The 25,498-nt window shown below is 70.9% G+C and carries 20 protein-coding genes; 11 read left to right on the forward strand and 9 right to left on the reverse strand.

The window, feature by feature from the left end; all coding sequences use genetic code 11:
* Positions 1-12: 12 nt before the first annotated feature.
* From ACZ43N_RS18985 to ACZ43N_RS19010, 6 genes are all read left to right on the forward strand, one after another.
* Positions 13-1,095: an alpha/beta hydrolase gene (locus ACZ43N_RS18985; RefSeq protein ID WP_468098763.1), complete on the forward strand. Its 1,083-nt coding sequence runs from the start codon at positions 13-15 to the stop codon at positions 1,093-1,095.
* A gap of 122 nt (positions 1,096-1,217) precedes the next feature.
* Positions 1,218-2,453 (forward strand): PucR family transcriptional regulator, encoded by a 1,236-nt coding sequence (locus ACZ43N_RS18990; RefSeq protein ID WP_468098764.1) that lies wholly within the window; start codon positions 1,218-1,220, stop codon positions 2,451-2,453.
* A gap of 167 nt (positions 2,454-2,620) precedes the next feature.
* Entirely contained in the window at positions 2,621-3,262 is a 642-nt protein-coding gene (locus ACZ43N_RS18995; protein ID WP_468098766.1) for a cutinase family protein, read from the forward strand.
* A gap of 262 nt (positions 3,263-3,524) precedes the next feature.
* Entirely contained in the window at positions 3,525-5,510 is a 1,986-nt protein-coding gene (locus ACZ43N_RS19000) for an APC family permease (protein ID WP_468098768.1), read from the forward strand.
* Between the two features lie 11 nt (positions 5,511-5,521).
* On the forward strand, positions 5,522-6,934 hold the full coding sequence (locus tag ACZ43N_RS19005) for a sensor histidine kinase (protein ID WP_468098769.1): 1,413 nt from the start codon (positions 5,522-5,524) through the stop codon (positions 6,932-6,934).
* Positions 6,931-7,617: a response regulator gene (locus tag ACZ43N_RS19010; RefSeq protein WP_468098771.1), complete on the forward strand. Its 687-nt coding sequence runs from the start codon at positions 6,931-6,933 to the stop codon at positions 7,615-7,617. The genes ACZ43N_RS19005 and ACZ43N_RS19010 overlap by 4 nt, the downstream gene beginning before the upstream one ends.
* Before the next feature lie 123 nt (positions 7,618-7,740).
* On the opposite strand, the gene ACZ43N_RS19015 is transcribed toward ACZ43N_RS19010, so the two are convergent.
* The 3 genes from ACZ43N_RS19015 to ACZ43N_RS19025 form a co-directional block, all read right to left on the reverse strand.
* A complete protein-coding gene (locus ACZ43N_RS19015) occupies positions 7,741-9,465 on the reverse strand; it encodes a hypothetical protein (protein ID WP_468098773.1) in 1,725 nt (574 codons plus the stop codon).
* Between the two features lie 111 nt (positions 9,466-9,576).
* Complete coding sequence (locus tag ACZ43N_RS19020) at positions 9,577-10,173, reverse strand: hypothetical protein (RefSeq protein ID WP_468098774.1); 597 nt, start codon at positions 10,171-10,173, stop codon at positions 9,577-9,579.
* 135 nt (positions 10,174-10,308) lie between these two features.
* On the reverse strand, positions 10,309-10,611 hold the full coding sequence (locus tag ACZ43N_RS19025) for a hypothetical protein (RefSeq protein WP_468098776.1): 303 nt from the start codon (positions 10,609-10,611) through the stop codon (positions 10,309-10,311).
* A gap of 485 nt (positions 10,612-11,096) precedes the next feature.
* Between ACZ43N_RS19025 and ACZ43N_RS19030 the strand changes: the two genes are divergently transcribed.
* Positions 11,097-14,249 carry a glycoside hydrolase gene (locus ACZ43N_RS19030; protein ID WP_468098778.1) on the forward strand — a complete coding sequence of 1,051 codons (3,153 nt, stop codon included), beginning with the start codon at positions 11,097-11,099 and terminating at the stop codon, positions 14,247-14,249.
* A gap of 308 nt (positions 14,250-14,557) precedes the next feature.
* Here ACZ43N_RS19030 and ACZ43N_RS19035 read toward each other — a convergent pair whose 3' ends face one another.
* Complete coding sequence (locus tag ACZ43N_RS19035) at positions 14,558-15,019, reverse strand: MarR family winged helix-turn-helix transcriptional regulator (RefSeq protein WP_468098780.1); 462 nt, start codon at positions 15,017-15,019, stop codon at positions 14,558-14,560.
* An 84-nt stretch (positions 15,020-15,103) separates the two neighbouring features.
* Here ACZ43N_RS19035 and ACZ43N_RS19040 point away from each other — a divergent pair, with 84 nt between their 5' ends.
* From ACZ43N_RS19040 to ACZ43N_RS19050, 3 genes are all read left to right on the forward strand, one after another.
* Positions 15,104-15,487: an HGxxPAAW family protein gene (locus ACZ43N_RS19040; protein ID WP_468098782.1), complete on the forward strand. Its 384-nt coding sequence runs from the start codon at positions 15,104-15,106 to the stop codon at positions 15,485-15,487.
* 1,231 nt (positions 15,488-16,718) lie between these two features.
* The gene (locus ACZ43N_RS19045) at positions 16,719-18,737 is read left to right on the forward strand and encodes a galactose-binding domain-containing protein (protein ID WP_468099051.1); all 2,019 of its coding nucleotides are present in this window, start codon (positions 16,719-16,721) and stop codon (positions 18,735-18,737) included.
* Positions 18,738-18,763: 26 nt separating this feature from the next.
* Positions 18,764-19,369 carry a TetR/AcrR family transcriptional regulator gene (locus ACZ43N_RS19050; protein WP_468098784.1) on the forward strand — a complete coding sequence of 202 codons (606 nt, stop codon included), beginning with the start codon at positions 18,764-18,766 and terminating at the stop codon, positions 19,367-19,369.
* 33 nt (positions 19,370-19,402) lie between these two features.
* Here the strand turns inward: ACZ43N_RS19050 and ACZ43N_RS19055 are convergent, their stop codons facing one another.
* The 5 genes from ACZ43N_RS19055 to ACZ43N_RS19075 all read right to left on the reverse strand — a co-directional run bounded on the left by ACZ43N_RS19055 (position 19,403) and on the right by ACZ43N_RS19075 (position 24,628).
* Complete coding sequence (locus ACZ43N_RS19055) at positions 19,403-19,984, reverse strand: GTP-binding protein (RefSeq protein ID WP_468098786.1); 582 nt, start codon at positions 19,982-19,984, stop codon at positions 19,403-19,405.
* Positions 19,971-20,327, reverse strand: a complete 357-nt coding sequence (locus ACZ43N_RS19060; RefSeq protein ID WP_055514287.1) for a DUF742 domain-containing protein — start codon at positions 20,325-20,327, stop codon at positions 19,971-19,973. Before ACZ43N_RS19060 ends, ACZ43N_RS19055 begins: the two co-directional genes overlap by 14 nt.
* Position 20,328: 1 nt before the next feature.
* Positions 20,329-20,757, reverse strand: coding sequence for a roadblock/LC7 domain-containing protein (locus tag ACZ43N_RS19065; protein ID WP_055514289.1), 429 nt, complete (start codon positions 20,755-20,757; stop codon positions 20,329-20,331).
* A 48-nt stretch (positions 20,758-20,805) separates the two neighbouring features.
* Positions 20,806-23,199 (reverse strand): nitrate- and nitrite sensing domain-containing protein, encoded by a 2,394-nt coding sequence (locus ACZ43N_RS19070; protein WP_468098788.1) that lies wholly within the window; start codon positions 23,197-23,199, stop codon positions 20,806-20,808.
* 415 nt (positions 23,200-23,614) lie between these two features.
* The gene (locus tag ACZ43N_RS19075) at positions 23,615-24,628 is read right to left on the reverse strand and encodes a substrate-binding domain-containing protein (RefSeq protein ID WP_468098789.1); all 1,014 of its coding nucleotides are present in this window, start codon (positions 24,626-24,628) and stop codon (positions 23,615-23,617) included.
* Between the two features lie 384 nt (positions 24,629-25,012).
* Between ACZ43N_RS19075 and ACZ43N_RS19080 the strand changes: the two genes are divergently transcribed.
* On the forward strand, positions 25,013-25,387 hold the full coding sequence (locus ACZ43N_RS19080; RefSeq protein ID WP_468098790.1) for a DUF779 domain-containing protein: 375 nt from the start codon (positions 25,013-25,015) through the stop codon (positions 25,385-25,387).
* Positions 25,388-25,498 lie beyond the last annotated feature (111 nt).

Below are 25,498 nucleotides of genomic sequence, written 5' to 3' on the forward strand. Positions count from 1 at the left end.
AGGAGAGCCGCCATGCCCCACCGCGACACCGGGATGCCCCCGCGCCCCGCCGTAGCCTCCCCCCGGACGAGCGCCGTCCCCGAGCCCGCCGCCGCACCGTCCCGACGTGCCGTCACCCGGGCGGCCGCCGTCGGTGGTCTGGCCGCGCTGTTCGGCGCCACGGCGGGCACGGCCACCGCCCGGGCCGCCACCGGCCGCGCCGCAATCCACACCACCGCCTCCCGCGCCCTTCGAACCGTCACCACCGGCTCCGGAACGGGCGCCACCCGCCTCGGCCCCCGCACGCTCGACGTCTCGCTTCCCTCCGCCGCGCTGGGCCGCAGTGCGCCGGTGCGGCTGATCCTGCCGTCGTCGTTCGGTACGCGGCCCGGGCGGACGTACCCCGTGCTGTATCTCCTCCACGGCGCCCACGACGACTACACGTCCTGGACCCGGGAGACGGACATCGAGGCGTTCACCGAGGGCCGGGAGCTGATCGTGGCGATGCCGGACGCGGGGCCCACCGGCATTCCGACGGCCTGGCGCAGCGGCGCCGACTACGAGAAGTTCCAGCTGACCGAGGTGCCCGCACTGCTGGCCCGTGACTACCGGGCCTCCGGGGTCCGGGTCGTCGCCGGGGTCTCGACCGGCGGCTACGGGGCGATGGCGCACGCCGCCCGGCACCCGGGGATGTTCGCCGCGGCGGCCTCCTACAGCGGCATCCTCGACACGACGGCCCCCGGTGTGCCCACGCTGATGGACGCCATCGTGGCCCGTGAGAACCTGGCGCCCCTGTCGCTGTGGGGCAACCCGTTCCTGAACGCGCTCACCTGGCGGGACTTCAACCCGCGCTCCCGTGCGGTGGGGTTGCGGGGCACCGCCCTGTACGTGTCGAGCGGCAGCGGGGTGGTCGGCGGCGTGGGCGACTGGCTGCCGGAGGCGCTGGAGAGCGCGCTGTGGCCGTCCGCCCACGCCTTCACGGACACGCTCGCCCTGCTCCGGGTCCCGGTGACGACCCACTTCTACGCGGGAGGAGGACACAGCTGGGCCTACTGGAAGCGGGAGTTCGCCGCGTCGTGGCCGATGCTGGCCGGTGCGTTGGGGGTACCGGCGTGAGGGCGGTGCCGTCGGGGCACGGAACGGAGCGGAGGGGACATCCGTCCAACCCGGGACTTGTCCCTCGCCCCACGGGCACCGGCCCGAGGGTGAGCCGCTTCCGGGTGAAAGGAGGGACGGCCGTGGCTGCCCCCACCCCGCCGCACGGCGTACCGGACGGGCCCGGCGCCGCCCCCATGCCCCCCGATCTGGCCCAACTGCTGCGTGGTCAGCTGGAGGCCGTCGCCGACGAGGTGGAGGAGGAGGTGTGCCGACAGGTCCCCGAGTACGCCCGGCCGGCGGACGGGACGTACCGCGCGCACCTCAGGGCGGGGGTCGTGCAGGCGTTGACCCTGTTCGTCGACCACATCGCCGATCCCTTCGGCCAGGGCTCGGCGATCATGGCGACGTACTACGAACTGGGGCGCGGCGAGGCACTGGAGGGCCGCAGCCTGGACGCGTTGCAGTCCGCGCTGCGGATCGGCGGTCTGCACGCCTGGCGGCTGATGGGTCGCACGGCGGAGGCACTGGGCCTGGACTCCGCGGTCGTGGCGGCGCTGGGCGAGCTGGCGTTCCGGACCGTGCACGAGGTCGCCGAGGCGGCCGCCGCCGGGTTCGCGGAGGCGCGGCCGCACAACACCGACGAGCTGGAGCGGCGCCGCAAGCGACTGCTCGACCTGTTGCTGAGCGAGGGCCCGGTGTCGGCGGAGGCCGTGCAGGACCTGGCCCACGGCGCCCGGTGGTCGGTGCCGAGGCAGGTCGCGGTGGTGGCCCTCGCGGCTACGGCGGACCAGCGGGAGGCGGACCGTCCGCTGGCGGCGGCCGGGGCACTGGTGGACATGGATTCCCGGCCGCCCCGCATGCTGGTGCCCGACCCGGACGGCTCCGGGCGTTTCGGGGGGCGGGCGTTCACGATGGCGCTGCGCGGCCGGCCGGCGGCGATCGGCCCGACGGTGCCCGTCACTCAGGCCGCCCGCTCCCTGCACTGCGCGACCCGGGCGCTAGGTCTGATGGGGCGCGGCATCCTGCCCCGGCAGGGCGTGGTGCGCTGCACCGACCATCTGTCCACGCTGCTGCTGTACGGCGACGAGGCGATGCTCGCGCAGCTCCGCTCGCGGGCGTTGGCCCCGCTCGACACGGTGTCCGAGGGGCAACGCTCGCGGCTCGCGGAGACGCTGCTCGCGTGGCTGCTCGGCGGCAGCAATGTGCCCGATGTCGCGGCCCGCCTCCACATCCACCCGCAGACGGTCCGCTACCGCCTGCGGCAGCTGGAGAAGCTCTTCGGTGACGCCCTGCACGATCCGGGTGCGCGGCTGGATCTCATCCTGGCCCTGCGCGCCGAGTCGCTGCGCAACCAGGACGCCACAGCCGCGCAATGACCGCGGCGACACCCACGACCTGTCGCCCGAATGCGACCGCACTCACCTCGCCACAAAAAGGCGAGGAAAATCTGAATTCCCGGCCATAACACAGTGTCTGGCAGAGCGAATACGTTCGGGACGTCCTTTCCACGGCGCGCTTCGCGCCCCACCCGCAAAGGATCCCCATGCGTATCCGCTTGTGCCTCACCGCGCTCTCGCTCGTCGGCGGGGCCGGACTGACGACCCTCTCGACGCCTGCGGCGGCAGCCGCGGCCTGCACGGATCTCGACGTCGTGTCGGCCCGCGGCACGTTCGAGCCGGGCACGCTCGGCTTCATCGTCGGCGACCCGGTGTATTCCGCACTGCGGCAGAAAATCAGCGGCAAAAGCCTGTCCAGCTACAAGGTGAACTATCCTGCCGACCTTTCGCCCACGTCGGCCGCACAGGGCAACGCCGATCTGGTGAACCATGTCAGGAGTCAGGCCGCCTCCTGTCCGAATCAGCGTTTCATTCTCGTCGGCTATTCGCAGGGGGCCAACGTCGTCGACAACTCGATCGGGATCAGCAGCGCCGGCGCGGTCGTCGGCAGTCCCATCGTGGCCACCATCCCTGCCGCGCTCGAACCGAGGGTCTCCGCGGTGCTGTTGTTCGGCAATCCGATCCGGGCCCTCGGCAAGAGCGTCACCGGCACCTACCAGAGCCGCACCATCGACTTCTGCGCCGCCGGAGACCCGATCTGCGAGAGCGGCGGCGGTGACGTGGGTGCGCACCTCAGCTACCGGGACAACGCCGACGCGGCGGCCGCCTTCGCCGCCGGCAAGGTCTGAGCTCGCCTCCGGCCCGGTCCCCCGCGTCCGGGCCGGACGGGCGGCCGTACCGGTCGAAGACGGGGTGGACGACGCGAGCCGGCGGGTGAGCCGGCGGATCGAGACCCAAGCAGTATTCCGGGGGCGTGCCATCGCCAACGCCGGGACGGTGACGGTGTCCTGCGGGACTGTCACGCCAAGACGGCGTGAAGATCGCCGTCTGCGGCGTCAAGAACGCGCGAAGAATCGGGCCGCACCCGGATGATCGCCTTGGCTGCCGGGTGTGTCGATATCCCTCAAGCGGCTGATAGTGGGCCGCCCGCTCAGCAGTGATCGTCTGGGTGAGCAGATGCTGCCCAAGCGGATCGCCCTGCCGGTCTTTGCCAGTGACCCGTTGTCGTCGGTGGCGTATGCGACGCAGGAGATCCTGCTCGTGCTGACGTTGGGCGGGCTGGCCTGTCTGCACCTGGCGCCGTGGGTGGCGGCCGCGGTGGTGGTGCTGCTGGCGGTGGTGGTGTTGTCCTACCGGCAGGTGGTGCAGGCGTACCCCTCCGGCGGCGGCTCCTACGAGGTGGCCTCACGCAACCTGGGCCCGGGGGCGGGGCTGGTGGTGGCCTCGGCACTGATGGTGGACTACGTGATGACGGTGGCCGTGTCGGTGGCGGCCGGCGTGGACAACATCATTTCGGCGGTGCCGGCACTGGGTGAGCACCGGGTCGCGGTGAACCTGGGGTTCGTGGTGCTGCTGACCGCGATGAATCTGCGCGGGGTCCGCGAGTCGGGCCGGATGTTCGCGGTACCGACGTATCTGTTCATCGCCGGCGTGCTGGCGATGATCGTCACGGGGATGCTTCAGACGGCCTTCGGCCACCCGCCGGTGGCCGAGAGCGCCGGGTGGCACGTTCACGCCGAGCCGGGCCAGGCGGGACTGACCGGCATGGCGCTGGTGCTGCTGGCGCTGCGGGCGTTCTCCTCCGGCTGCACGGCACTGACCGGTGCCGAGGCGATCTCGAACGGGGTGCCGGCGTTCCGGCCGCCGAAGGCGCGGAACGCGGCCACCACGATGGCGGTGATGGGCGGGCTGTCGATCACCATGTTCGCCGGGATCACGACGCTGGCCCTGATCGCGGATGTCCGGTACGTCGAGGACGCCTGCCAGCTGGTGGGCTTTCCCGGCGACTGCGCGACCGGCTCGCAGCGCACGGTGATCGCCCAGCTTGCTGCCGCGGTGTTCGGCGGCACGGACACGGTGATGTTCTTCTACATCCAGGCCGCGACCGCGTTGATCCTGATTCTGGCTGCCAACACCGCCTTCAACGGTTTCCCGCTGCTGGCGGCGATCCTGGCCGAGCACCGTTACCTGCCCCGGCAGCTGCACACCCGAGGGGACCGGCTGGCCTTCTCCAACGGCATCATCATCCTGGCCGTGGTCGCCGGAACCCTGATCCATGCCTTCGAGGGGTCGGTCACCCGGCTGATCCAGCTCTACATCCTGGGTGTGTTCACCTCCTTCACCCTCTCCCAGGCCGGCATGGTCCGGCACTGGAACCGTGAGCTGGCCGAGCAGACCGACCCCGTGCAGCGGCGGCGCATCCACCGCTCGCGGGCGATCAACTCGGTGGGCGCGTGCCTGACCGCGCTGGTGCTGGTCGTGGTCCTGGTGACCAAGTTCAGCCACGGCGCCTATCTGGTGGTGATCGCCATGCCGGTGCTGTACGCGATGATGCGTGGCATCCGCCGTCACTACGATCGGGTGACCCACGAGCTGCGTCCGCAGCCGGGCGGCATCGTGCTGCCCAGCCGCACCCACGCGGTGGTGCTGGTCTCGCAGCTGCACCAGCCCACCCTGCGCGCGCTGGGCTACGCCAAGGCCACCCGCCCGGACTCCCTCACCGCACTGACCGTCGAGATCAGCGACAAGGAGGTGAGTGCGCTGCGCACCGAATGGGAGGAGCGCCGGATCCCGGTGCCGCTGACGGTGATGGCCGCCCCGTACCGGGACATCACCGGATCCGTGCTGGAGTACATCGCGCGCCTGCACCACGAGCACCCCCAGGACCTCATCGCCGTCTACATCCCCGAATACGTGGTCGGCCACTGGTGGGAGCATCTGCTGCACAACCAGTCCGCACTGCGGCTGAAGGCCCGGCTGCTGTTCCAGCGCGGGGTGATGGTGACCAGCGTGCCGTGGCGGCTGGACTCCGGCGACCGGGCGGTCCCGCAGGAGCCGGACCCCGCCGGATCCGGCGTCGGATCGAAGGTCGGCTAGCGTTTCGCGTCATGAAGGGCTTCGACCTGCCCCACGACCGTGGCCGGCGCCGAAGGGGCACAGGCCGTCGGCTGGCCGCGGCCGGCGCTGCCGCAGTGGGTCTGGCGGTCCTCACCGTGGCCCTGGTACACGTGAAGGGCTCGCTGTCGCTGGCCGGCATCGTGCTCATCTATCTGACGGCGGTGGTCATCGTGGCCGCCACCGGTGGCCTGGGCCTGGCGCTGGTGGCCGCGGTGGCCTCCGATGTGCTGGTCAACTTCTTCTTCGTCCCGCCTTACCACACCCTGACGGTCGAGAACCGGGACCTGGTCATCACCCTGGTCGTCTACGTGGTGGTCGCGACCACCGTCAGCGTCGCGGTCGACCTGGCCGCCCGGCAGCGGGCTGCCGCCGCTCGCAGCGGCGTCGAGGCCGCTTTGCTGGCCCGGATCACCGAGGCGCCGCTGGAGGAACGGCCGCTGAGCGTGGTGCTGGAGCACGTTCGGGACACCTTCGGCATGACCGGCGCCGCGCTGCTGGAACGCGCCGGCGACGGCGAACGCCGGGTCGCCGTCGCCGGCGAGCCGCCATCGGATGATCCGACGCTGTCCGCACCGGCGGGAGAGCACCTGCGGCTGGTGGCGGACGGCCCGGCCGTCTTCGCCGCCGACCAGCGCTTCCTCAGCCTCCTGGCCACGGCCGCCGCCCGCGCGCTGCAGGCCGAGCGCCTGGCCGCCCAGGCTGCCCGCGCGCGTGAGTTGACCGAGATCGACAAGCTGCGGGCCGCGCTGCTGGCCGCTGTCGGTCATGACCTGCGCACGCCGCTCGCCGGCATCAAGGCGTGTGTGTCCAGTCTGCGCGAGCCCGACCTGGAACTCACCGACGCCCAGCAGGCCGAACTCCTGGCGACCGTGGACGCCTCCGCCGACAAGATGAACGACCTGGTCGAAAACCTCCTCGCGCTCAGCCGCCTGCAGGCCGGCGCCCTGAGTGTCCACTCCCGCGCCACCGCCGTGGACGAGGTAACCGCCGCCGCCCTCCTGCACACCCTTCAGCCCCCCGGCCGTTCCCTGGAAGTCGACGTTCCCGACAACCTGCCGCCGGTCTGGGCGGACCCCGGCCTGCTGGAACGCGTCATCGCCAACCTGGTCGCCAACGCGCTCGACGCCGGACCACCCGGCCGGCCCGTTCACGTGCACGCCCGCCAGGACGGAAAGGTGATCCGCCTGCAGGTCATCGACCACGGCACCGGCGTTCCCGCCGACCAGCGAGAACGCATCTTCGCCCCCTTCCAGCGCCTGGACGATCACACCACCCGTCACGGCCTCGGCCTCGGCCTGGCCATTGCCCGCGGCTTCACCGAAGCCATGAACGGCACCCTCACCCCCACCGACACCCCCGGCGGCGGACTGACCATGACCCTCACCCTTCCCACAGCACCATGACCCGCATCCTCATCGTCGACGACGACCCCCACCTGCTCCGCGCCCTGACCATCGCCCTGACCGCCCGCGGCTACCAGACCCACGCCGCCCCCGACGCCGCCACCGCCCTGCAGTCCGCCGCCACCTCCGCCCCCGACCTGGCCGTCATCGACCTCGGCCTGCCCGACCTCGACGGCATCAACATCGTCGAAAGCCTCCGCGGCTGGTCCACCGCCCCGATCATCGTCCTGTCCGCCCGCCACGACGAAACCGCCAAGATCAACGCCCTGGACGCAGGCGCCGACGACTACGTCACCAAACCCTTCGGCATGGGCGAGCTCCTCGCCCGCGTCCGCGCCGCCCTGCGCCGCGCCACTCCCGCCGACGAACAGCCCGTGATCACCACGGCTGCCTTCACTGTCGACCTCGCCGCCAAACGCGTCACCACCGCGGTCGGCGAAGTCCGCCTCACCCCCACCGAATGGCACCTGCTGGAAGTCCTCGTCCGCCACCCCGGACGCCTGGTCACCCAACGTCAACTCCTTCAGGAGGTCTGGGGGCCCCGCTTCGAGAAGGAGACCAACTACCTGCGCGTCCACCTCGCCAACCTCCGCCGCAAACTCGAACCGGCACCCTCCCGACCCCGCTACCTCATCACCGAACCCGGCATCGGCTACCGCTTCACCCCCGACACTCCCGCCTGACTCCGCGGTTGCCACCCCGGAACCGGCGACGGCCCGCGTGCTGTGCGGGGCTTTCGAAACACCCCCTGGGTCGTTCTCACCCAGTCTCACCGGGCACCAGGTGAAGGCCGGGCTTCGGTCGGATCATCTCCCGGGGTCGCCGGCGAACTCCGTGAGGCTCGTGGAGACGGGTTCGGGCCGCCCGTCGTTCTGGGCGGGCGCGGCGGTCAGGACGTCGAGGTGCTGGTAGCCGGCGGCGATGACGGGGTCCAGGTCGGCGGGGACACGGCCCGCGAGGAGTCCGTCACCGGCGAGCACGGTGAGCGTCGGGTCGGCGGTGAGGCCGTCGGGGTGGACGACCAGCCGCTTCACCTGGCGCGAGCCGGACAGCTGGAGGTCGGTGACGAGCTTGGTCGGGAAGTACTGCTCGGTGAAGTCCAGCGGCTGCTCGGCCAGACTGCGGGCCAGTTCCTGGATGTCGGTGACCTCCTTGCCGGCGTCGGTGAACGGGGTTCCGTCGGCCGACCGGTATCCGGGGTCGTCCGGGTCACCGACCCGGTCGTAGGTGCGCCAGGTGTAGAGCGGACCGCCGGGGCGGTCGGGGATGGCCTTGTACTCGCCGCCGAACAGGCCCGGTCGCTCCTCACCGCCGTTGGCGACGGGGAAGCTCTTGTCGACGACGGGGCCGCCGTCGAAGAAGCCGACACTGCTCTGGAGGAAGGCGAGCGGTACGGAGTGGTCGTCCATCAGGGCGCCGAGCACCGCCTGGTTGGTGAGCCGGAAGTCCCGCACGGCGGGCGAGCCGGTGAGGAAGGCGGCGGTGTCCTCGGAGAAGAGGAAGCGGTTGGTCGCCTCGATGTTGGTGTTGCGGGGCAGATAACTCGGCAGGTCGGCCTCGCCGCCGGGGTCCCGCAGGGCGCCGAGGCCCGCGATGGCGAGCAGGGTCATGGTCTCGGGGTTCAGCAGCACCTGCGCCGACAGGGTGCGCGAGAGGACGCCGCTGTCGAGCCCGGCCTGGATCACGCCGTGGCCGAGGCCGATGTCCGGCAGGTTGGTGTCGCCGGGGATGCTGCCCTGGAGGTCGGCGAGCGAGGTGGACACGGTGGTGTCGAGGGCGAAGTAGCCGGCGCACTGCCGGTGTCCGGCGTCGGCGGTGGTGGCCGGGTTCCCGTCGAAGTCGGCGGTCGCGAAGTACCCCGTGATGACGCCGCCCAGCGAATGCCCGCCGCACAGGACCTTCTCGTCGCGCAGCCGGGGGTCGGGCAGTTCGGCGGTGAGCAGGTCGTACTGGTCCCGTACGGTCCGCTCGATGCCGAGCCGTGCCATCCACCCGAGGCGGCTGTTGTCGACGTATCCGGGGAAGGTGCGGCCGGCGACCGGCTTGCCCCGGTAGTAGTAGTCCACGGCGGTGTGCTGGTCGCCGGAGGCGATGCCGGTGCGGTCCTCCAGGCAGTTGGAGCGCCGGTCCAGCGCCCAGAACTCGATGTGGCGGCCCTGTGCGGCGGCTCGGGCCACTGTGTTGCGGGCGACGCTGTCAAAGGCACCGGCGCCCTCCAGGATGCCGGGCTGGGCGAGGAGGATCCGGTCGGCGTCGGCGGAGTCGGACGGTCCGTCGGCGGTCCGGTAGCGCAGGTACGACAGCCAGTCGCACGCCGCCGGCCGCGCCCCGAAGGAGGCCGGGAGCGGCACCTTCACCCGCACGACCGTCTCGGTGACCCCGTCGGCCGGGCTCGACGTCGCCACCGGGGTCTCGGTCCGCGCGGTGGCGCCCCGTGCGTCCGGAGCGGCCCCGGTGAGCGCTCCGGTGGTCAGCAGCACCGCCAGCGCGGCGCCTCGCCACGTTCTCTTCCTGCCGCGACTCGTGTTCATGGGTGGGACGGTAGGACCGCGAGGACCGCCCGCCCCGCCCTTGCTCACAACTACGCAGCGGCCGGTGGCGCCTTTGTCATCAGGCACCAACTCCCGCGGCGCCCGGGCGGGTCACAGCCCGTCGCGCACCATGGCGGCGACGATCTGGACGTGCCGGTTGGCCGCCGTGCCCGAGAACTCGTTGTCGTAGTTCAGCCCGTAGGGCCAGAAGTGGCCGCCTCCGGTGGAGATCCTCGCGCTCGCTCCGTCGAACTGCCGCACCAGCGCCGTGGCCTGCCCGCCGGTCCAGGTCCCGCCGCCGCCCAGCCGCGACCAGCCCGAGCTGGTGCCGACGCCGATGGTGTGCGCGATCTCGTGCAGGGCGGTCCGCTCGTTCATGTAGCTGCGGTTGCCGAAGCGAATGGTGCCGTTGATGTTGCCGTCGGCGGTGGGCACACCGGGGTCGTAGCGGACGGTGATGTTCTTCCCCAGGTCGCTGAGGTTGTTGTAGCGGGCCACCGCGGCGTTCATGGCCGAGGTGATCAGGTTGTACGCCGTCTGCTGGTCCTGCGTCGGGTTGGCGGCCCGTTGCAGGGTCCAGGTGATGGTCGCCGCCGCTCGCTCCTGCGCGACGGGCACGGGCTGCGGCGCCGCCTGCGCGACACCGGTCCCGGCCAGCAACGCGGCGGCCAGCGCGCCGACGACCGCCTTCTTACGGGGTGAACTCATGCGGGGTTCCTCCTGTGGGGGGGAGCCGTCGCCCGGGGTGGCGACGGTGAAGCAAGGGGCAGGCCGGGGCCGCCCGAGGGGCGGGGGAGCGCGCGACCGGCCACCACCGGACCCGCAGCCGCCCCCCGCCCTTCCCTACGGCGCCCAGGCAGCCGCCCCGACCTTCCCGGCACCGACCCCGGCCCGCACGGTCGCGGGCGCGTCGGCGGCGGAGTCCAGGGTGTAGGCGCAGTACGTACGCGGCTCGATCACGGTGCCGTGGGTCTCCCAGGCGCCGGACCCGTCGAAGACGTTGTTCCGCTGCACCGGGCGGCCCGGCCCGTTCCAGGACACGGTGACGTGCTCGGCGCCGCGCGCGATGTCCACCGCTCCGTCCGCCACGCCGGCGAACTCGTTGTGGTCGACCCGGATGGGGTGCGACTCCCGGCCCGTGCTCACGGCATCGTCCTCGGCGTCCGTGAACCTGATGTTCCGTACGACGACGTTGTGCGAACGGTGGAGCTCCAGCGCGCGTCGACGGTGGCGAAGCCGGTGGGTGACGTCTCCGCGAGCGGTGACGCCCCAGCCTCCGCCGGTGCCGTCACGGCGATCAGCGGGGTGGGCGTGAGAGTGGGAACAGCGCGTAGCGGCGACCTCATGTGGTCCCTCCCGGGGTGGGTGAGGCCTGACAAGGGGAAAGCGCTTTCCAAGTTTCACGCATGCTAATGACGTGTTTTGAGCATGTCAACGAATCGGACGACCGGAGTTCGGACGGCGTGGCAGCCGGTGCGCGATCGGTGAAGGGGTCCCGTGTCTTGACGTGTTCATTTCCGTCATCAAGCATGCCCTGAGCGCGATTCCTTCTGATCGGTTCTGTTCACCTCTGCGTTGTGGAAGGGAGTGCCGTGTCTCAACGGCATCGCATCGTCCGGACGTTGGCGCCCATGGTTCCCGTGGTCCTGAGCGCGGGCCTGGTGGCCGCGCCCCCGGCGGCCGCGGACGCGCCGGCTGCGGCGGCGCGCGACGGAGTCACCGTACGGATCGATCCGTCGTACCAGCAGCAGGAGTTCGAGGGCTGGGGCACGAGCCTCGTCTGGTTCGCCAACGCGACGGGCCGCTATCCGGAGCCCGTCCGAAGACGGCTCGTGGACATGCTGTTCGACGAGGACGGGCTCGCCCTCAACATCGCGCGGTACAACATCGGCGGCGGCAACGCCCCGGACGTCCGCAAGGACTACATGAAGACGGGCGCGACGATGGAGGGCTTCTGGAAGGCACCCGAGGGAACCACCCGGCAGGACATGGAGTGGTGGGACCCGGACAACCCCGACCACTGGAACTGGGACGCCGACGCCGGCCAGCGCTGGTGGGTGGACCAGGTCAAGGACAAGGTCACCAAGTGGGAGGCGTTCAGCAACTCACCGCCCTGGTTCCAGACCGTCAGCGGTTATGTCTCCGGCGGCTTCGACGCGAACACGGACCAGATCCGGGCGGACCGCGTCGACGAGTTCGCCGCCTATCTCGTGCGCGTCACCGAGGAACTGGAAGAGGCGCACGGCATCGACTTCGACACGATCGCCCCGCTCAACGAGCCCAACACCAACTACTGGGGCACCCAGATCGGCGGGAACGGCCAGCCCACCGGAGGCCGCCAGGAGGGCGCGCACGCGGGCCCGGCACTCCAGCAGAAGGTCGTCCGCGCGCTCGACAAGGCGCTCGACGGGGCGAGGACCGACGCCGAGATCTCGGCGATGGACGAGACCAACCCCACGATCTTCACCCAGAACTGGAACGCCTACGACGCCTCCGCGCGGGCGGCCGTCCCGCAGCTGAACGTGCACACCTACGGCACCGGGATGCGCACCAGCGCCCGGGACATCGCCAAGGGCGCCGACAAAAAACTCTGGATGAGTGAGGTCGAGGGCACCTGGGGCACGGGCACCGACTTCACGAGCATGGAGCCGGGGCTCGGCATCGCCACGCGCATGGTGGACGACATGCGTGAACTGGAGCCGTCGGCCTGGGTGTTCTGGCAGCCGATCGAGGACTCGATCCCGCAGGCCGCGGCGGGCAAGAACTGGGGCAGCATCCACGTCCCGTTCAACTGCACCGCCGAGGACACGCTGGAGACCTGCCCGATCCGGGCCAACTCCAAGTTCCACACCATCCGCAATTTCACCCATCACATCCGCCCCGGCGACCACTTCGTCAAGGTCGACGACCCCTCCAGCGTCGCCGCGGTGAACAAGTCCGGCCGTGCGGCGACCGTGGTCCACGTCAACAGCGGCACGACCGCGCGCTCCGTCACGCTCGATCTCTCGCGCTTCGGCAAGGTCTCGTCCCGGGCCACCGTCACGCCCGTGGTGACCAGCGCCGACGGCGCCCTCGTACGCGGCAACCCGGTCCGGGTGACCGATCGCTCGGCGACGCTCGACGTCCCCGCCAAGTCGGTGACCACCTTCCTGGTCAAGGGCGTCAGCGGGGTGGCGAAGGACGCCGCCCTGGTGCTGCCCGGTCATGTGTACCGGCTCCAGGGCGCCCAGAGCGGCAGGTCGCTCGCCCCGTCGGAGGACGGCTCCGGCGTCGTCCTCCGCACGAACGACAACCGCGGCGCGCGGCAGTTGTGGTCGGTGGAGCAGCTGACGCCCGGCACCGACAACCGTGAGCGGTACGCCCTCGCCAACACCGCCACCGGCAAGCGCCTCGCGGTGCGCGACAACCAGGCGGTCCTGGAGGACCCGGTGGACGGTGAGGCCCCCGCGGCCGCGCAGTGGATCATGTCGACGACCGGCGACGGCACCTGGACCTTCGTCAACGCCGCGACCGGCCGTCTGCTCGACGTCACCGGGCAGTCGTCCGCGGACGGCGCCAAGGTGTCGACGTACACGCCGACCTCGACGGCGAACCAGCGCTGGGCCGTGACCGACGAGACGGTGCTGCGGACCCGGCGGGCGGAGGTGTTCACCGTGCCGGGGCTGCGGCCGACGATGCCCAGGACGGTGACGCCGGTGTTCCGGGACGGCGCCCGCGGCTCCCTGCCCGTGGTGTGGGACCTGCCGTCGGACCGGAGGTGGAGCAGGCCCGGCACGGTGCGCGTCGAGGGCGAGGCGACCGATCCCCTGGGGCGGACCATCCGCGCGAAGGCGGTCGTGACCGTCGACACGATCGTCTCGGCGCTGCCCGGCCGCGCCAAGACCCATGCCGGCGGCGAGCCGGAACTCCCGGCCACGGTCACCGGCGTCGGCAGGAACGGCGGCCGGACAGACCTCCCCGTGACCTGGGACGCGGCCCCCGAAGGGGCGTACGACAAGGCCGGCGTCGTGACGCTCTCCGGCACCGCCCGGGTCGTCGACGGCAGCGAGGTCGAGGCCACGGTGCGCGTCCAGGTCACCGAGGCAGCGCTGACGAACATCGCACCCGACCCTGACGTCTCGGTCGGCGCCACGTTCACCGAGAGCGGCTACTCGGCGGAGCGGCTGCGCAACGGCGACCGGTCCGAAAAGGCCTGGTCCAACTGGAGGTCGGGCACCAAGAACGCCTCCGACACCATCACCTTCACCCTGCCGAGGGTCCGCGATCTGACCCGCGTCGTCGCCCACTTCCACCGCGACGGAGGCAACGTCTCCTTCCCCGAGAGCCTCAAGGTCCAGGTACGCGCCACCGCCGACGGGCCCTGGGCCGATGCGAGCGCCTCCGTGCCGGTGGGCTCCGAGGGCACACCGGTGGTCGACGTCCCCCTGGACACGGCAGCGGCGACCGCCGTCCGCGTGGTCATGACGGCCCGTCAGGGCGGCTACATCACGATGAGCGAGATCGAGGTGTACGCCAAGACCCCCGGCCGCTCGGCGGACGCCGCCGCGGCCTCCATCGAGGTGGCGGGGAAGCCGATCGCGTCCTTCGACCCGGACACGACCGCCTACCGTGTCGTCACCGGCCACCCGGGCCGGGCCGCCGTCACGGCCACGGCCCGGGATCCCTATGCGAGCGTCGCCGTGGACCGCACGGGTACCGGCGACCGGACGTCGGCCGTCGTCACGGTGACCGCCGAGGACGGCTCGCAGACCCGCAGGTACCGGATCGACCTGGTACACCGCTGAGGTCCGGCCCGTAAGGGGTTTCCGGCCGACCGGCCTTGTCGTCACCTTCCCGTCCCCTCACGGTGACGGGAAGGTGACGACGGCACCCGGGTCCGCTGTCTGGATCACGCCGACTTCGGGCTACGGCGCCCTGACTGCGCCGGTGAGCGGGGCGTGGAGCGTGCGGTTGCAAGGCGGAGGAGGGGGTCCACGCGATGAGGGTCCCCCACGCGAGGTTGTTCGAGCGTGGCTGAGTCGGCGACTGACGACAACGCGGCAGATGCGGGTGCCACGCCCGCGGCCCAGGCCTTGTGAAGCGACAGGCGGCCCTAGCGTGACTCCTCCAGGAAGGTGCGGGCCAGGTCGCCCGCGCGGCTGAACCAGTCGGTCAGCAGCGCGAGTTCGTCGGGGGTGTAGCCGCCGAAGAGGTCCGCGAGGCGCTCGTAGAACGGGCCGTAGAGGGTCACCGCCTGCTCGGCGCCGGTCGGCTGGGCGACCACCAGGACGCGGCGCCGGTCGGCCGGGTCCGGCTTGCGGGCGACGAAGCCTCGGCGCTCCAGGCGGTTGAGGACGCCGGTGATCGCACCGGTCGTGACGTGCGCGCGGACGGCCAGGTCACCGGCGGTGACCGGGGTGTCCCCCGCTTCCAGGACGTAGGCGAAGCAGACCAGGTCCGTGACGCTCAGGCCGAACCGGCGCGCGAACTCCTGCTGTCCCACGATCATCGTCGCGATCATGCGGTCCATGGCGCCGATGGCGTCCGGGACGGTGGGGCGGCGCTCGGCCTCCATTGAAATGTGCCTCCCGGGCAGGCTAGATTCCTTAGCTACTAAGATATTATAGTCCGGCGCCGGGGGCGCGAGGGGAGCAGACACATGAGTCTCTACGACGAGGGCCACACCGTGGCCGGTTGGACGGGTACCGCGATCGGCACGGTCGGTTCCGTCGCGCTCGGCATGGGCGTCTGCGGCTGGGCACCGGGCATCCCCCTGGGCATCGCCGTGTCGGTCGCCGCGCTCCTGACCACCTGGGTCCTGCACCTCGCGGGCTGGGGCAAGCCGCCGGGTCCGCGTCCGAGGGACCAGTGGGGCCTCGGCGTCCGCGACCGCTCCGCCCGCGGCGGCCACCCCGGCTGCGTCGGTTGCCGTCTGGCCGGCCGCCGGGGGCCCCGGGCGGCCGGCCTGCCCGAGACCGCCACGACGACCAGGACCGCTCCGGCCGCCACGGCCGCGGTCTCCGCCGCCGACTCGTCGTCCTGAGGCACCGGGCGCCGGCCTCCGGGACGGGACACGGGTACGGCTCCGCTCGTGGCCGGGGCCTTCAACTGCTCGCAGCCGGGCGGCCGGCTCGGAGGTGGCACCGGACGCGCTGCTTGCCCGAGGTGAAGTCCAAGCCGCCGTTGGGGATACGCATGCGGTCGTCGCGGCTGTCCTTGTTCCGGATGGTGATCCGGAGTACGTCGACGTGGTGGAGGCGGGGTCTCATGAACTTGCGGCGACTTGGTCGACGTCCGCTGAAGACGATCCGATGAATCACCTTCCGTCGATCACGGGGCAGGCGGCACCGCATCTTCGTGTGGGCCGCAGGGAACGGCGGCGAGGCAACCTGCCGTCCGCGCCGCCTCACCATCGACGTGAGGAGGACGGACGGGACCTGCGCCAGCCGTAGGGACAACAGCCCGGGCAACAGGAAGATCTCCGGGTTCCGGACCGGTCGGCTCGCGCGAGACACCGACCGCCGGGACACCGACGAGGCCGCCGCGCTGGGCGTGCCGGTGGGCATCCACGCCGACAAGGCACTCGGACGACGTGACGAGTCGTCTGCCCCGTGCGACTGCAGGGCACTTGACCCAGCGGGGTTCGCGACACCCGGCGAGGTTCCCGTCCGCTCGTCGGCGGGTGCGGATCCGACGTGGTTTCCCGCGCGGTTCCCCACGCCCCTGAAAAGCGGCCGGGGCTGCGCCCCCTGCTCTTCAGCTGAAGGGCGGGCCGCAGCCCCACCCTTCAGGGGCGCGTGGAACCGCGCGAACAGCCCCCACCCACCCGCGGTCGCCGACGAACCCGCACTCCCGAGTCGTAAGGCGCCCTCCCCGGGCGTGGAGGAGGCCCCCTGCCACTCCGAAAACACCGAAGCCGGGGATCGTCAGAGGCGACTGCTCAGGACGCACGCGCGAGACTTCGGACCCGACGACGGCCAAGGACCGGGACAAGGAACCACAAACCACAACCGGCCTGATCGGTCCGCTGTTTGACGGTACGTCACCTGGGCGCTCTACCACCCGATCCCCATCAGGTCATCCGTCCCGGACTATTGACTCGCATCACCACAGTGGCGATTCTCGTCACATCGCTTGTGCCAGCCATGACAATCGGGCCAACGTCGTGGTGTTCGCGCGTCCCGCAGGGTCTGGCCGATCGACCGCGCTTCCTCCGACCAAGGACGTGAGTGATGACCAGAACTCGACGCGCCCACCACCGACGCAGACCCCTCATGGTGCTGACGCTGTTCCTGACCGCGATGGGCATGCTGCTCAGCCCGTCGTCCAGCTCGGCGGCCACCGGCGACTGGTGGCTGCCCACCTCACGGCCGACGCCCGACTCCCAGATCAATGTGACGGGCGAGCCGTTCAAGGGCACGAACGCGGCGGGCGAGGTCCGCGGTTTCGTGGACGCCCACAACCACCTGTTCTCCAACGAGGCGTTCGGCGGCCGGCTCATCTGCGGCAAGGTCTTCTCGACCTCCGGGATCGCCGACGCGCTGAAGGACTGTCCCGAGCACTACCCCGACGGCACCCTCGCGATCTTCGACTACATCACCCACGGCGGTGACGGCAAGCACGACCCGGTCGGCTACCCGACGTTCAAGGACTGGCCGGCGTACGACTCGATGACCCACCAGGCCAACTACTACGCCTGGATCGAGCGCGCCTGGCGCGGCGGTCAGCGCGTCCTCGTCAACGACCTCGTCACCAACGGCATGATCTGCTCGGTCTACCCGTTCAAGGACCGCAGCTGCGACGAGATGACCTCGATCCGGCTCCAGGCCAAGCTGACGTACGACCTCCAGGCCTACATCGACGCCCAGTACGGCGGCACCGGCAAGGGCTGGTTCCGGATCGTCACCGACAGCGCGCAGGCCCGCGACGTCATCGCACAGGGCAAGCTGGCGGTCGTACTCGGCGTCGAGACCTCCGAGCCGTTCGGCTGCAAGCAGATCCTCGACATCCCGCAGTGCAGCAAGGCGGACATCGACAAGGGCCTCGACGAGCTGTACGACCTGGGTGTGCGCAGCATGTTCCTGTGCCACAAGTTCGACAACGCGCTGTGCGGCGTCCGCTTCGACGAGCACGGTCTCGGCACGGCCATCAACGTCGGCCAGTTCCTGTCGACCGGCACGTTCTGGCAGACGGAGAAGTGCAAGGGCCCGCAGAAGGACAACCCGATCGGCGGGGCCGCGTCGAAGGCCGAGGCGGACCTGCCGGCGGGCACCGAGGTCCCGGAGTACGACGAGAACGCGCAGTGCAACGTGCGCGGGCTCACCGACCTCGGCGAGTACGCCCTGCGCGGCATGATGAAGCGGAAGATGATGGTCGAGATCGACCACATGAGCGTCAAGGCCACCGGCCGTGTCCTCGACATCTTCGAGGCCGAGTCGTACCCGGGCGTGCTGTCCTCGCACAGCTGGATGGACCTGAACTGGACCGAGCGGGTCTACTCCCTCGGCGGTTTCGTCGCCCAGTACATGCACGGTTCGAAGGAGTTCAGCGAGGAGGCCGGGCGCACGGACGCCCTGCGGACGAAGTACGGCGTGGGCTACGGCTTCGGCACGGACTTCAACGGCATCGGCGACCACCCCGCACCGCGCGGCGCGAACACCTCGAACCCCGTGAAGTACCCCTTCAAGAGCGCCGACGGCGGCTCGACGATCGACAAGCAGACCACCGGCCGGCGCACCTTCGACTACAACACCGACGGCGCCGCCCACGTCGGCATGGTCCCTGACTGGATCGAGGACATCCGGCTCGTCGGCGGCCAGGGCGTCGTGGACGACCTCCTCCGCGGCGCGGAGTCCTACCTCGACACCTGGGGTGCCTCCGAGTCGCACAAGGCGGGCGTGAACCTCGCCAAGGGAGCCACGGCCACGGCGAGCGCGTCCGAGTCGAACCCTTTCACCAGCTACCAGCCCGGCCGGGCCGTGGACGGTGACGGCGGCACCCGCTGGGCGAGCGACTGGAGCGACGACCAGTGGTGGAAGGTGGACCTCGGCTCCACCCACACGGTCAAGCGGGTCACCCTCGACTGGGAGCGCGCGTACGGCAGGTCGTACCGGATCGACGTCTCCACCGACGGCTCGACCTGGAAGACGGTGTGGTCCACGACCTCGGGTGACGGCGGCCTCGACACGGCCAGGTTCTCCGGAGTCCCGGCCCGCTATGTTCGGATGCAGGGGGTCGACCGCGGCACCGACTGGGGCTACTCCCTCTATGAGGTCGGCGTCTACGGCGGCTGACCGCAGCACGGGGGAAAGGGAACCACATGGCACGCTTGCCGTCGGCCGAACGGCGCAGACAACTGACCGAGGCGGCGATCCGCGCGATGACCCGGGACGGCGTCCCCAGGACGACGACCCGGTCCATCGCGGCCGAGGCAGGCGTGTCACTGAGCGTCTTCCACTACTGCTTCGCCTCGAAGCAGGAGCTGATCGAGTCCGTCATCACCACCATCACCGGCCACTATGTGACGCTGGTGCGGGAGGCGATCCGGCCCCGGGAGACGCTCAGGGAGACCGTCCGGGCCGGTTTCCAGGCGTACTGGGACCACGTGTCCGCCCACCCCGGCGAGCACATGCTCACCTACGAGCTGACCCAGTACGCCCTCCGGGAGCCCGGGTTCGAGCATCTGGCGCGGCGGCAGTACGAGATGTACTGCAAGACGTACACCGAGCTGATCGAGCAGCTGCGGCACTCCATGGAGTTCGAACTGACCGTGCCGGTCCCGGTGCTGGCCCGCTACCTGGCCGCCATGACGGACGGCCTCACCCTCAACTTCCTGGTCCTGGGCGACGACACGACCTGGATGAGCATTCTCGACACGATCACCGACCACGTGTCCGGCCTGGTCAGGGCGGAGGTCCGGCCCTGACCAGGCCGGACACGCCGGCGGTGCCCTGACCGCTCAGCGGGCCGAGGTCGCGATCAGCTGGTCCAGGAGGGCGATCAGTACGTCTCGGCAGGAGGCGCGTTCACGGGCGTCGAAGAGGAGGACCGGGGTGTGCTCGGGCAGGGCCAGGGCCTCGCGGATCTCGTCCGGTTCGTAGGGGTGCTCGCCGTAGAACCCGTTGACGCCGATGACGAACGGGATCTTCCGCCGTTCGAAGAAGTCGATCGCGGCGAAGCTCGAATCGGGTCGGCGGACGTCCACGAGGACGACCGCGCCGAGCGCGCCGATCGCCAGGTCGTTCCACATGAACCAGAACCGCTGCTGCCCGGGCGTCCCGAACAGATACAGCACGAGGTCGTCCCCGATGCTGATGCGCCCGAAGTCGAGGGCCACCGTGGTGGCCTGCTTGTCGGGGATGCCGTCGAGGTCGTCGACACCGAGGCCCGCGGTGGTGAGGGGCTCCTCCGTGCGCAGGGGGACGATCTCGCTGACCGAGCCGACCATGGTCGTCTTGCCGACGCCGAATCCCCCGGCGATGAGTATCTTCACCGCGTCGGGAGCCGGGATGCCCTGTGCGGTGGGGTCAGAGGCGGCCAAGGCCGTCCCTCACTTTCTTCAGCAGGTCCAGGTCGGGAGTCCGGGAGATCAACCGCGGCTGCCGCACGGTGATCCGGCCCGCCTCCAGCAGGTCGCAGAGCATGATCGCCACCACGCTCACCGGAAGGTCGAGCCCGGTGGCCAGCTCCGCCACGACGATCGGCTTGGCGCAGAGTCTGAGGATCCGGGTGTGCTCGGGCTGCGGCCGGGCTCCGCCGACGGGCTGCGGATCCACCGCCGTCACCGTGGTGATGAGGGTGAAGTCGCTCCGACTCGGTCTGGTCCTGCCGCCGGTCAGGGTGAACGGGCGGACCAGCCGGCCCGCCGCGTCGCCTCCGTTCACCTCACTCGCCGCTGTCCGCGACGACCACACCCGCGCGCGGGGCCGCGCTGAGGTGCTCGCCGATCTTCTTCACCAGCATGTTCATCTGGTACGCCACCACACCGACGTCCGCGCCCTGCCGGGTGAGCACGGCGAGGTTGGCGCCCGGCCCGGCGTTGGTGAGGATCAGGAAGGCGTTGCCCATCTCTATGAGCAGCTGGCGCACGGGACCGCCGCGGAAGTCCATGCTGACACCCTTGCTGAGGCTCATCAGACCGGACGCGGTCGCCGCCAGCCGCTCGGCGTCGTCACGCAGGAACGCGGTGGACTTGCTGACGACCAGCCCGTCCTCGGAGAGCACGACGGCGTGGTCGACCTCGGCGACCCGGTCCACCAGTCCGGTGAGCAGCTGGTCGAGCTGGCTGTGGGTGGCGGGGATGGGGCGTGTCATCTGTGTGTCCTTCATGAGCGGGCTGCGACGGGGGAGTCGATGGGGACGTCAGGTGCCGGAGACGGGGATCCGGTCTGCCGGGTCTTCGGATGCGAATTCCTCCCCCAGTACGTACTCGGGTTCCGCTTCGTCGTCACGTGCCTGAAGTGTTCCGCGCTGGAAACCGGCGAGCGAGGAGGCGGCGCGTTCGGCCGTGAAGTCGTCGTCGTCCCCGTCGGGGCAGGGCGTCGACTCGTCCATCAGCTCGGCCGCCAGACTGGTCTGCGGCACCCGCCGGGGCAGCGGGAGCCGATCGCCCTTCGTCCGGGCCGGGGACCTTCGGCCGGCGGTTGCGGTGCCGTTCGAGACGGAGGTGTCGCGGGCCCGGGTGGGCATGGCGGACCGGTCCTCCGCTTCGGGGTCCGGGTCGGCCCGTACTGCCTCGGGCTCGGCGGCGGCGACCCGCCGGGCCACGAGGGAGGACCGTACGGGCGGGTCCTCCGCGTCGCTGCCGTCCGCCTCGGGTTCGGGGGCCTCGCGGACCACGATGTCGTGCGGGATCAGCACGATCGCGGTGGTGCCGCCGTACGGCGAGGCCCGCAGGGTGACGGCGATGCCGTGCCGGGTGGCGAGCCGGGCGATGACGAACATGCCGAGCCGTAGGTCGTCGGCGAGGGCCACCACGTCGAACTTCGGGGGTACGGCCAACTGGGCGTTGAACGCCTCGTAGTCCTCCTCGGACATGCCGAGCCCCCGGTCCTCGACCTCCAGGGCGAGACCCTTCGCCACGATCGCCGCGCGCACGCTCACGGGGCTGGGGGCCGGCGAGTACGAGGTGGCGTTGTCGATCAGCTCGGCGAGGAGGTGGATCACGTCGGCCACGGCCGGCGGGGCGATCCACACGTCGTCCTCGGTGTGCACCTCGACCCGCTGGTACTCGGCGACCTCACCGACGGCGCTGCGCAGAATGTCGATCAGCGCGACGGGTTCGGTCCAGGTACGGCCGGGCCGCTCACCGCTGATGATGACGAGGTTCTCCTCGTAGCGGCGCAGCTGGCTCGCGGTGGAGTCCAGCTCGTACAGGCCCTTGAGGATCTCCGGGTCCTGGTGCTGGCGCTCCAGCTTGTCGAGCTTGGTGAGCTGGAGGTTGACCAGGTTCTGGCTCTGCCGGGCGATACCGAGGATGACGCGCTGGAAGCCGCGCCGGGTGTCGGCGAGTTCGACGGCGGTGTGCACGGCGGTGCGCTGGGCGGCGTTGAACGCCTTGGCGACCTGGCCGAGTTCGTCGGTGCCGTAGTCCAGCGGGGCCGCGGCGGTGTCGACGTCGACCTTCTCACCCCGCTCCAGGCGGGCGACGACGTCAGGCAGCCGCTCCTGGGCGAGGCTGAGGGTGGCGGTCCTGAGGCCCCGCAGCCGCAGCGACAGGGAGCGGGTGATGCGCCAGGACATCACGATGCACAGCAGGAGCGCGGCGAGCCCGGCGGCGCTGAGTGAGCCGGCCTTGATGAGCAGCCCGCGGGCTTCCTCGCCGCTGCGGTCCAGCAGCGCCCGGGTCTGCTCCCGGATCAGCTTCTCGTACTGGACGGACAGGCTGGTCACCGCCGTGTCCCAGCGGTCCTGTGAATCGGGCAGGTCGGTCCTGCGGGACTTGCCGGTGCCGGTGGCGTGGGCCGCGAGGATCTGGTCCTCCACCGCCTGGAGGTTCTGCCAGTCCTTGTCCTGGACGATGCGCTCGACCTCGCTCTTCACCTCTCCTTCGAGGGAGGGCACCAGCTGGTTGTCGACGAGCCAGCGCCGGGCGTTGACCACCTGTCCGAAACGCTCCCGGGAGGCGACGTCGAGTTCCCCGGCGGGCCAGTTCAGGGTGAGGAGCGCGTCCTCCTGGGAGACCAGTTCCGCGGCCTGTTCGAGGGTGACGAGCGGGCCGGCCTGGGAGGTGAGGTCGCCGTCGTCGACCTGGGACAGCTCCTGGAAGGCATGGATCTGGCCGTCGATGATCTCGGTGTACTGGTCGAGGATCTGCTCGGGGGTGATGTCGGTGGGGTTGTCCACCTGGCCCCGGTAGTACTCCAGGCTGCCGGAACCGGCCATCACCGAGTACAGCCGCTCGCCGATGCGGTCCGGGGCGCCCTCGATCGCGTCCGCCTTCTCGGCGAGCCGGGCGACCGCCGCGTCCGTCTTCCTGCGCTGATCCTCCAGGGCAGCCGTGGATCTGCCTGGGGCGGCCATGTAGGCGGCGGAGAGGACGCGCTCCCGCTGGAGGGCCAGGGTGGCCTCGGTGCCCATGGCGCCGGTGGACTTGCTCAGCCCCGTCTGCGCCCGCAGCCGCAGCCCCTCGGAGAACATCTGCGTCGTCGTCATGGCCCAGCTCGCGGTGAGCGTGACGCTGGGGATGAGAGCCAGCAGGATCAGCGAGAGACGGATGGAGCCGAGACGGCGCCGGGCGCCGGTCCTTGGGGGCATCGTCGTCCTTGGGCGGTTGGCGGGGAGCGGAAGGGATGGGGGGGCGGGGCTTCGGCGACCGAGGGTGGTGGGTGGTCACCCGTCAGTACGGCGCACAGGGGATGCGCAGGATGTTATCCGCACAAGTGAAAGCTGCGTCGTGGGAGGTCGAAAGCTTGGTGTCGCCGTTACCGGACCGTTCCGGATGGTTGGATTCCGTGGTGAACCCGTGTCCGAACGGAGCGTTCCGGTTGGTGTTCGCACCGGGTGGCGAGGCGCCGTGCGCGCGGTGTGCGGGGGTCCCGTCAGCTTCGTCTCCCCGTGTGCCGTCCGCATGGCCTCCACGCGTGCCGTCCGCATGGCCTCCACGCGTGCCGTCCGCATGGCCTCCACGCGTGCCGTCCGCATGGCCTCCACGCGTGCCGTCCGCATCGTGTCAGCGCGTGCCGTTCGCCGCGAACTTCTCGATCCCGGCGATGTTCTTCTTGGTCACGAACGCGGGACCGGTGAGCACCGGCTGAACGCCGCCGCCGCTGATGTTGCCGTTGGTGCGGTAGAGCCAGAGCCCGTCCACCGCGAGGTAGCCCTGGAGGTACGGCTGCTGGTCCACCGCGAACTGCACGGCGCCGCTCTTCACGGCCTTGACCATGTCCGCGTTGAGGTCGAAGGTGGCGACCTCGGCCCGGTCCCCCGCGTCCTTGACGGACTTGACGGCGGCGAGCGCGTACTGCGCCCCTAGGGTCACGACCTCGTCGATGGTGGGGTCCTGACGGAGCTTCGCGGCGATCACCCCGGTCACCGCGTCCATGTCGGCGCCGTCGACATAGAGGTTCTCGGTCTGTCCGCCGAAGGTCTTGCGGACGCCGGCGCAGCGCGCCTCCAGGGCGACATTGCCGCGTTCGTGGATGACGCAGACGGCGTGCCGGGCGTCGCGGGCGTCCAGTTCCTTGCCGAGGGCCCGTCCGGCGACGCTCTCGTTCTGACCGTAGAAGCCGAGCAGGCCCTGCGCCCGCCAGGCGTCGATGCCGGAGTTGAGGGCGACGACGGGAATGCCGGCTCTGCGGGCCTCGGCGACCGCGCCCCGCATGGCCTGCGGTTTGGCGAGGGTGACCGCGATGCCGTCGACCTTGTCGGCTATCGCGTCCCGCACGAGTTTCGCCTGGCCGGCGGCGTCCGGGTCGCTGACGAACGTCAGGTCGATACCGTCCTTGGCCGCCGCGGCCTCGGCGCCCTTGCGGACCCGGTCCCAGAAGGCATCCCCCTCGGCCCCGTGGGCGATGAGGGCGACCTTCATCCCGCCTCCACCGGACCCGCCCGCCGCGCCGTCGCCCGCGTCGGAGTCGGTGCCGCCGAGGACGGAGCAGCCGACGACGGTGAGACAGACGGCGGCGGTGAGGGCCGCGGCGCGGAGGGCTGTGGAGAGCCGGTGTGCGGCGGGGGCTGGGTTCATGAGGGTACGGCACCTCGCTGTGCGGCCAAGGCGGAACGGCAGGGGGAGGCGAAAACGCCGCGATCACCGTCCTGACGTGCGGTGACTGGCTGACTTTCGCTGGGCGGAGCCAATCGTGTGTGACGCCCGGTAGTCAAGTGACCAACAAAATCGATGTATTGCTGTGACAGGTCGGCACTGACCCGCCCACACGTGTCAACTGCCGGGAATACCGGACAACCGGCACCGCTCCCGTCCCGTCGCGGCGCACCGTCATCACCCGCTCGCGGCCCCTTGCCGGCGGCCTGCTTCCGTTGCGCCGCCGCAACCGCTCCAGCGGTTCGCCGCAGAACTGACGGGGCGTACGCAACGTCCTCGCAACCTGATGGGGCGTTGACTGGGGCCATGGATGTGGTCCCTCGTGTAGAGCTGACCCCCGCGGCCGCCGACCTGGTCCGGCGGCTGCGGGCGGCCCACGGCCCGCTGATGTTCCACCAGTCGGGCGGCTGCTGCGACGGCAGCGCCCCCATGTGCTACCCGGACGGCGAGTTCCGGACGGGCGCGTCCGACGTCCTCCTCGCGGAGCTGGAGGTCGACGGCGTCGACGAGGCGGTGGGCTTCTGGATGTCCCGCGGCCAGTACGAGGTGTGGAGTCACACCCGGCTCATCGTCGACGTGGTGCCGGGCCGGGGCAGCGGTTTCTCCCTGGAGGCACCCGAAGGGGTGCGTTTCCTCATCCGTTCCCGCGTCGTCGGCCCGGAGCCGCCGCCCGGCCGGTAGTCGTCTGGTGCACTTCCCCTGGGCACTGGAACAGTTGACGGGACATCAGGGGGCACCTTGGCGCGTCGTGACGGACGTTTCAGAACGGTACTGACGGTTCTCGCGGCGTGG

It is taken from the genome of Streptomyces sp. NPDC030814, from assembly GCF_055572155.1.

Coding starts and splice junctions, on each gene's coding strand:
- ACZ43N_RS19040 (WP_468098782.1), top strand. CDS start 15,104: ATGAGTCTCTACGACGAGGGCCACACCGTGGCCGGTTGGACGGGTACC.
- ACZ43N_RS18985 (WP_468098763.1), top strand. CDS start 13: ATGCCCCACCGCGACACCGGGATGCCCCCGCGCCCCGCCGTAGCCTCC.
- ACZ43N_RS19070 (WP_468098788.1), bottom strand. CDS start 23,199: ATGCCCCCAAGGACCGGCGCCCGGCGCCGTCTCGGCTCCATCCGTCTC.
- ACZ43N_RS19005 (WP_468098769.1), top strand. CDS start 5,522: ATGAAGGGCTTCGACCTGCCCCACGACCGTGGCCGGCGCCGAAGGGGC.
- ACZ43N_RS19065 (WP_055514289.1), bottom strand. CDS start 20,757: ATGACACGCCCCATCCCCGCCACCCACAGCCAGCTCGACCAGCTGCTC.
- ACZ43N_RS19075 (WP_468098789.1), bottom strand. CDS start 24,628: ATGAACCCAGCCCCCGCCGCACACCGGCTCTCCACAGCCCTCCGCGCC.
- ACZ43N_RS19080 (WP_468098790.1), top strand. CDS start 25,013: ATGGATGTGGTCCCTCGTGTAGAGCTGACCCCCGCGGCCGCCGACCTG.
- ACZ43N_RS19020 (WP_468098774.1), bottom strand. CDS start 10,173: ATGAGTTCACCCCGTAAGAAGGCGGTCGTCGGCGCGCTGGCCGCCGCG.
- ACZ43N_RS19050 (WP_468098784.1), top strand. CDS start 18,764: ATGGCACGCTTGCCGTCGGCCGAACGGCGCAGACAACTGACCGAGGCG.
- ACZ43N_RS19030 (WP_468098778.1), top strand. CDS start 11,097: ATGGTTCCCGTGGTCCTGAGCGCGGGCCTGGTGGCCGCGCCCCCGGCG.
- ACZ43N_RS19010 (WP_468098771.1), top strand. CDS start 6,931: ATGACCCGCATCCTCATCGTCGACGACGACCCCCACCTGCTCCGCGCC.
- ACZ43N_RS19015 (WP_468098773.1), bottom strand. CDS start 9,465: ATGAACACGAGTCGCGGCAGGAAGAGAACGTGGCGAGGCGCCGCGCTG.
- ACZ43N_RS19045 (WP_468099051.1), top strand. CDS start 16,719: ATGGTGCTGACGCTGTTCCTGACCGCGATGGGCATGCTGCTCAGCCCG.
- ACZ43N_RS18995 (WP_468098766.1), top strand. CDS start 2,621: ATGCGTATCCGCTTGTGCCTCACCGCGCTCTCGCTCGTCGGCGGGGCC.
- ACZ43N_RS19035 (WP_468098780.1), bottom strand. CDS start 15,019: ATGGAGGCCGAGCGCCGCCCCACCGTCCCGGACGCCATCGGCGCCATG.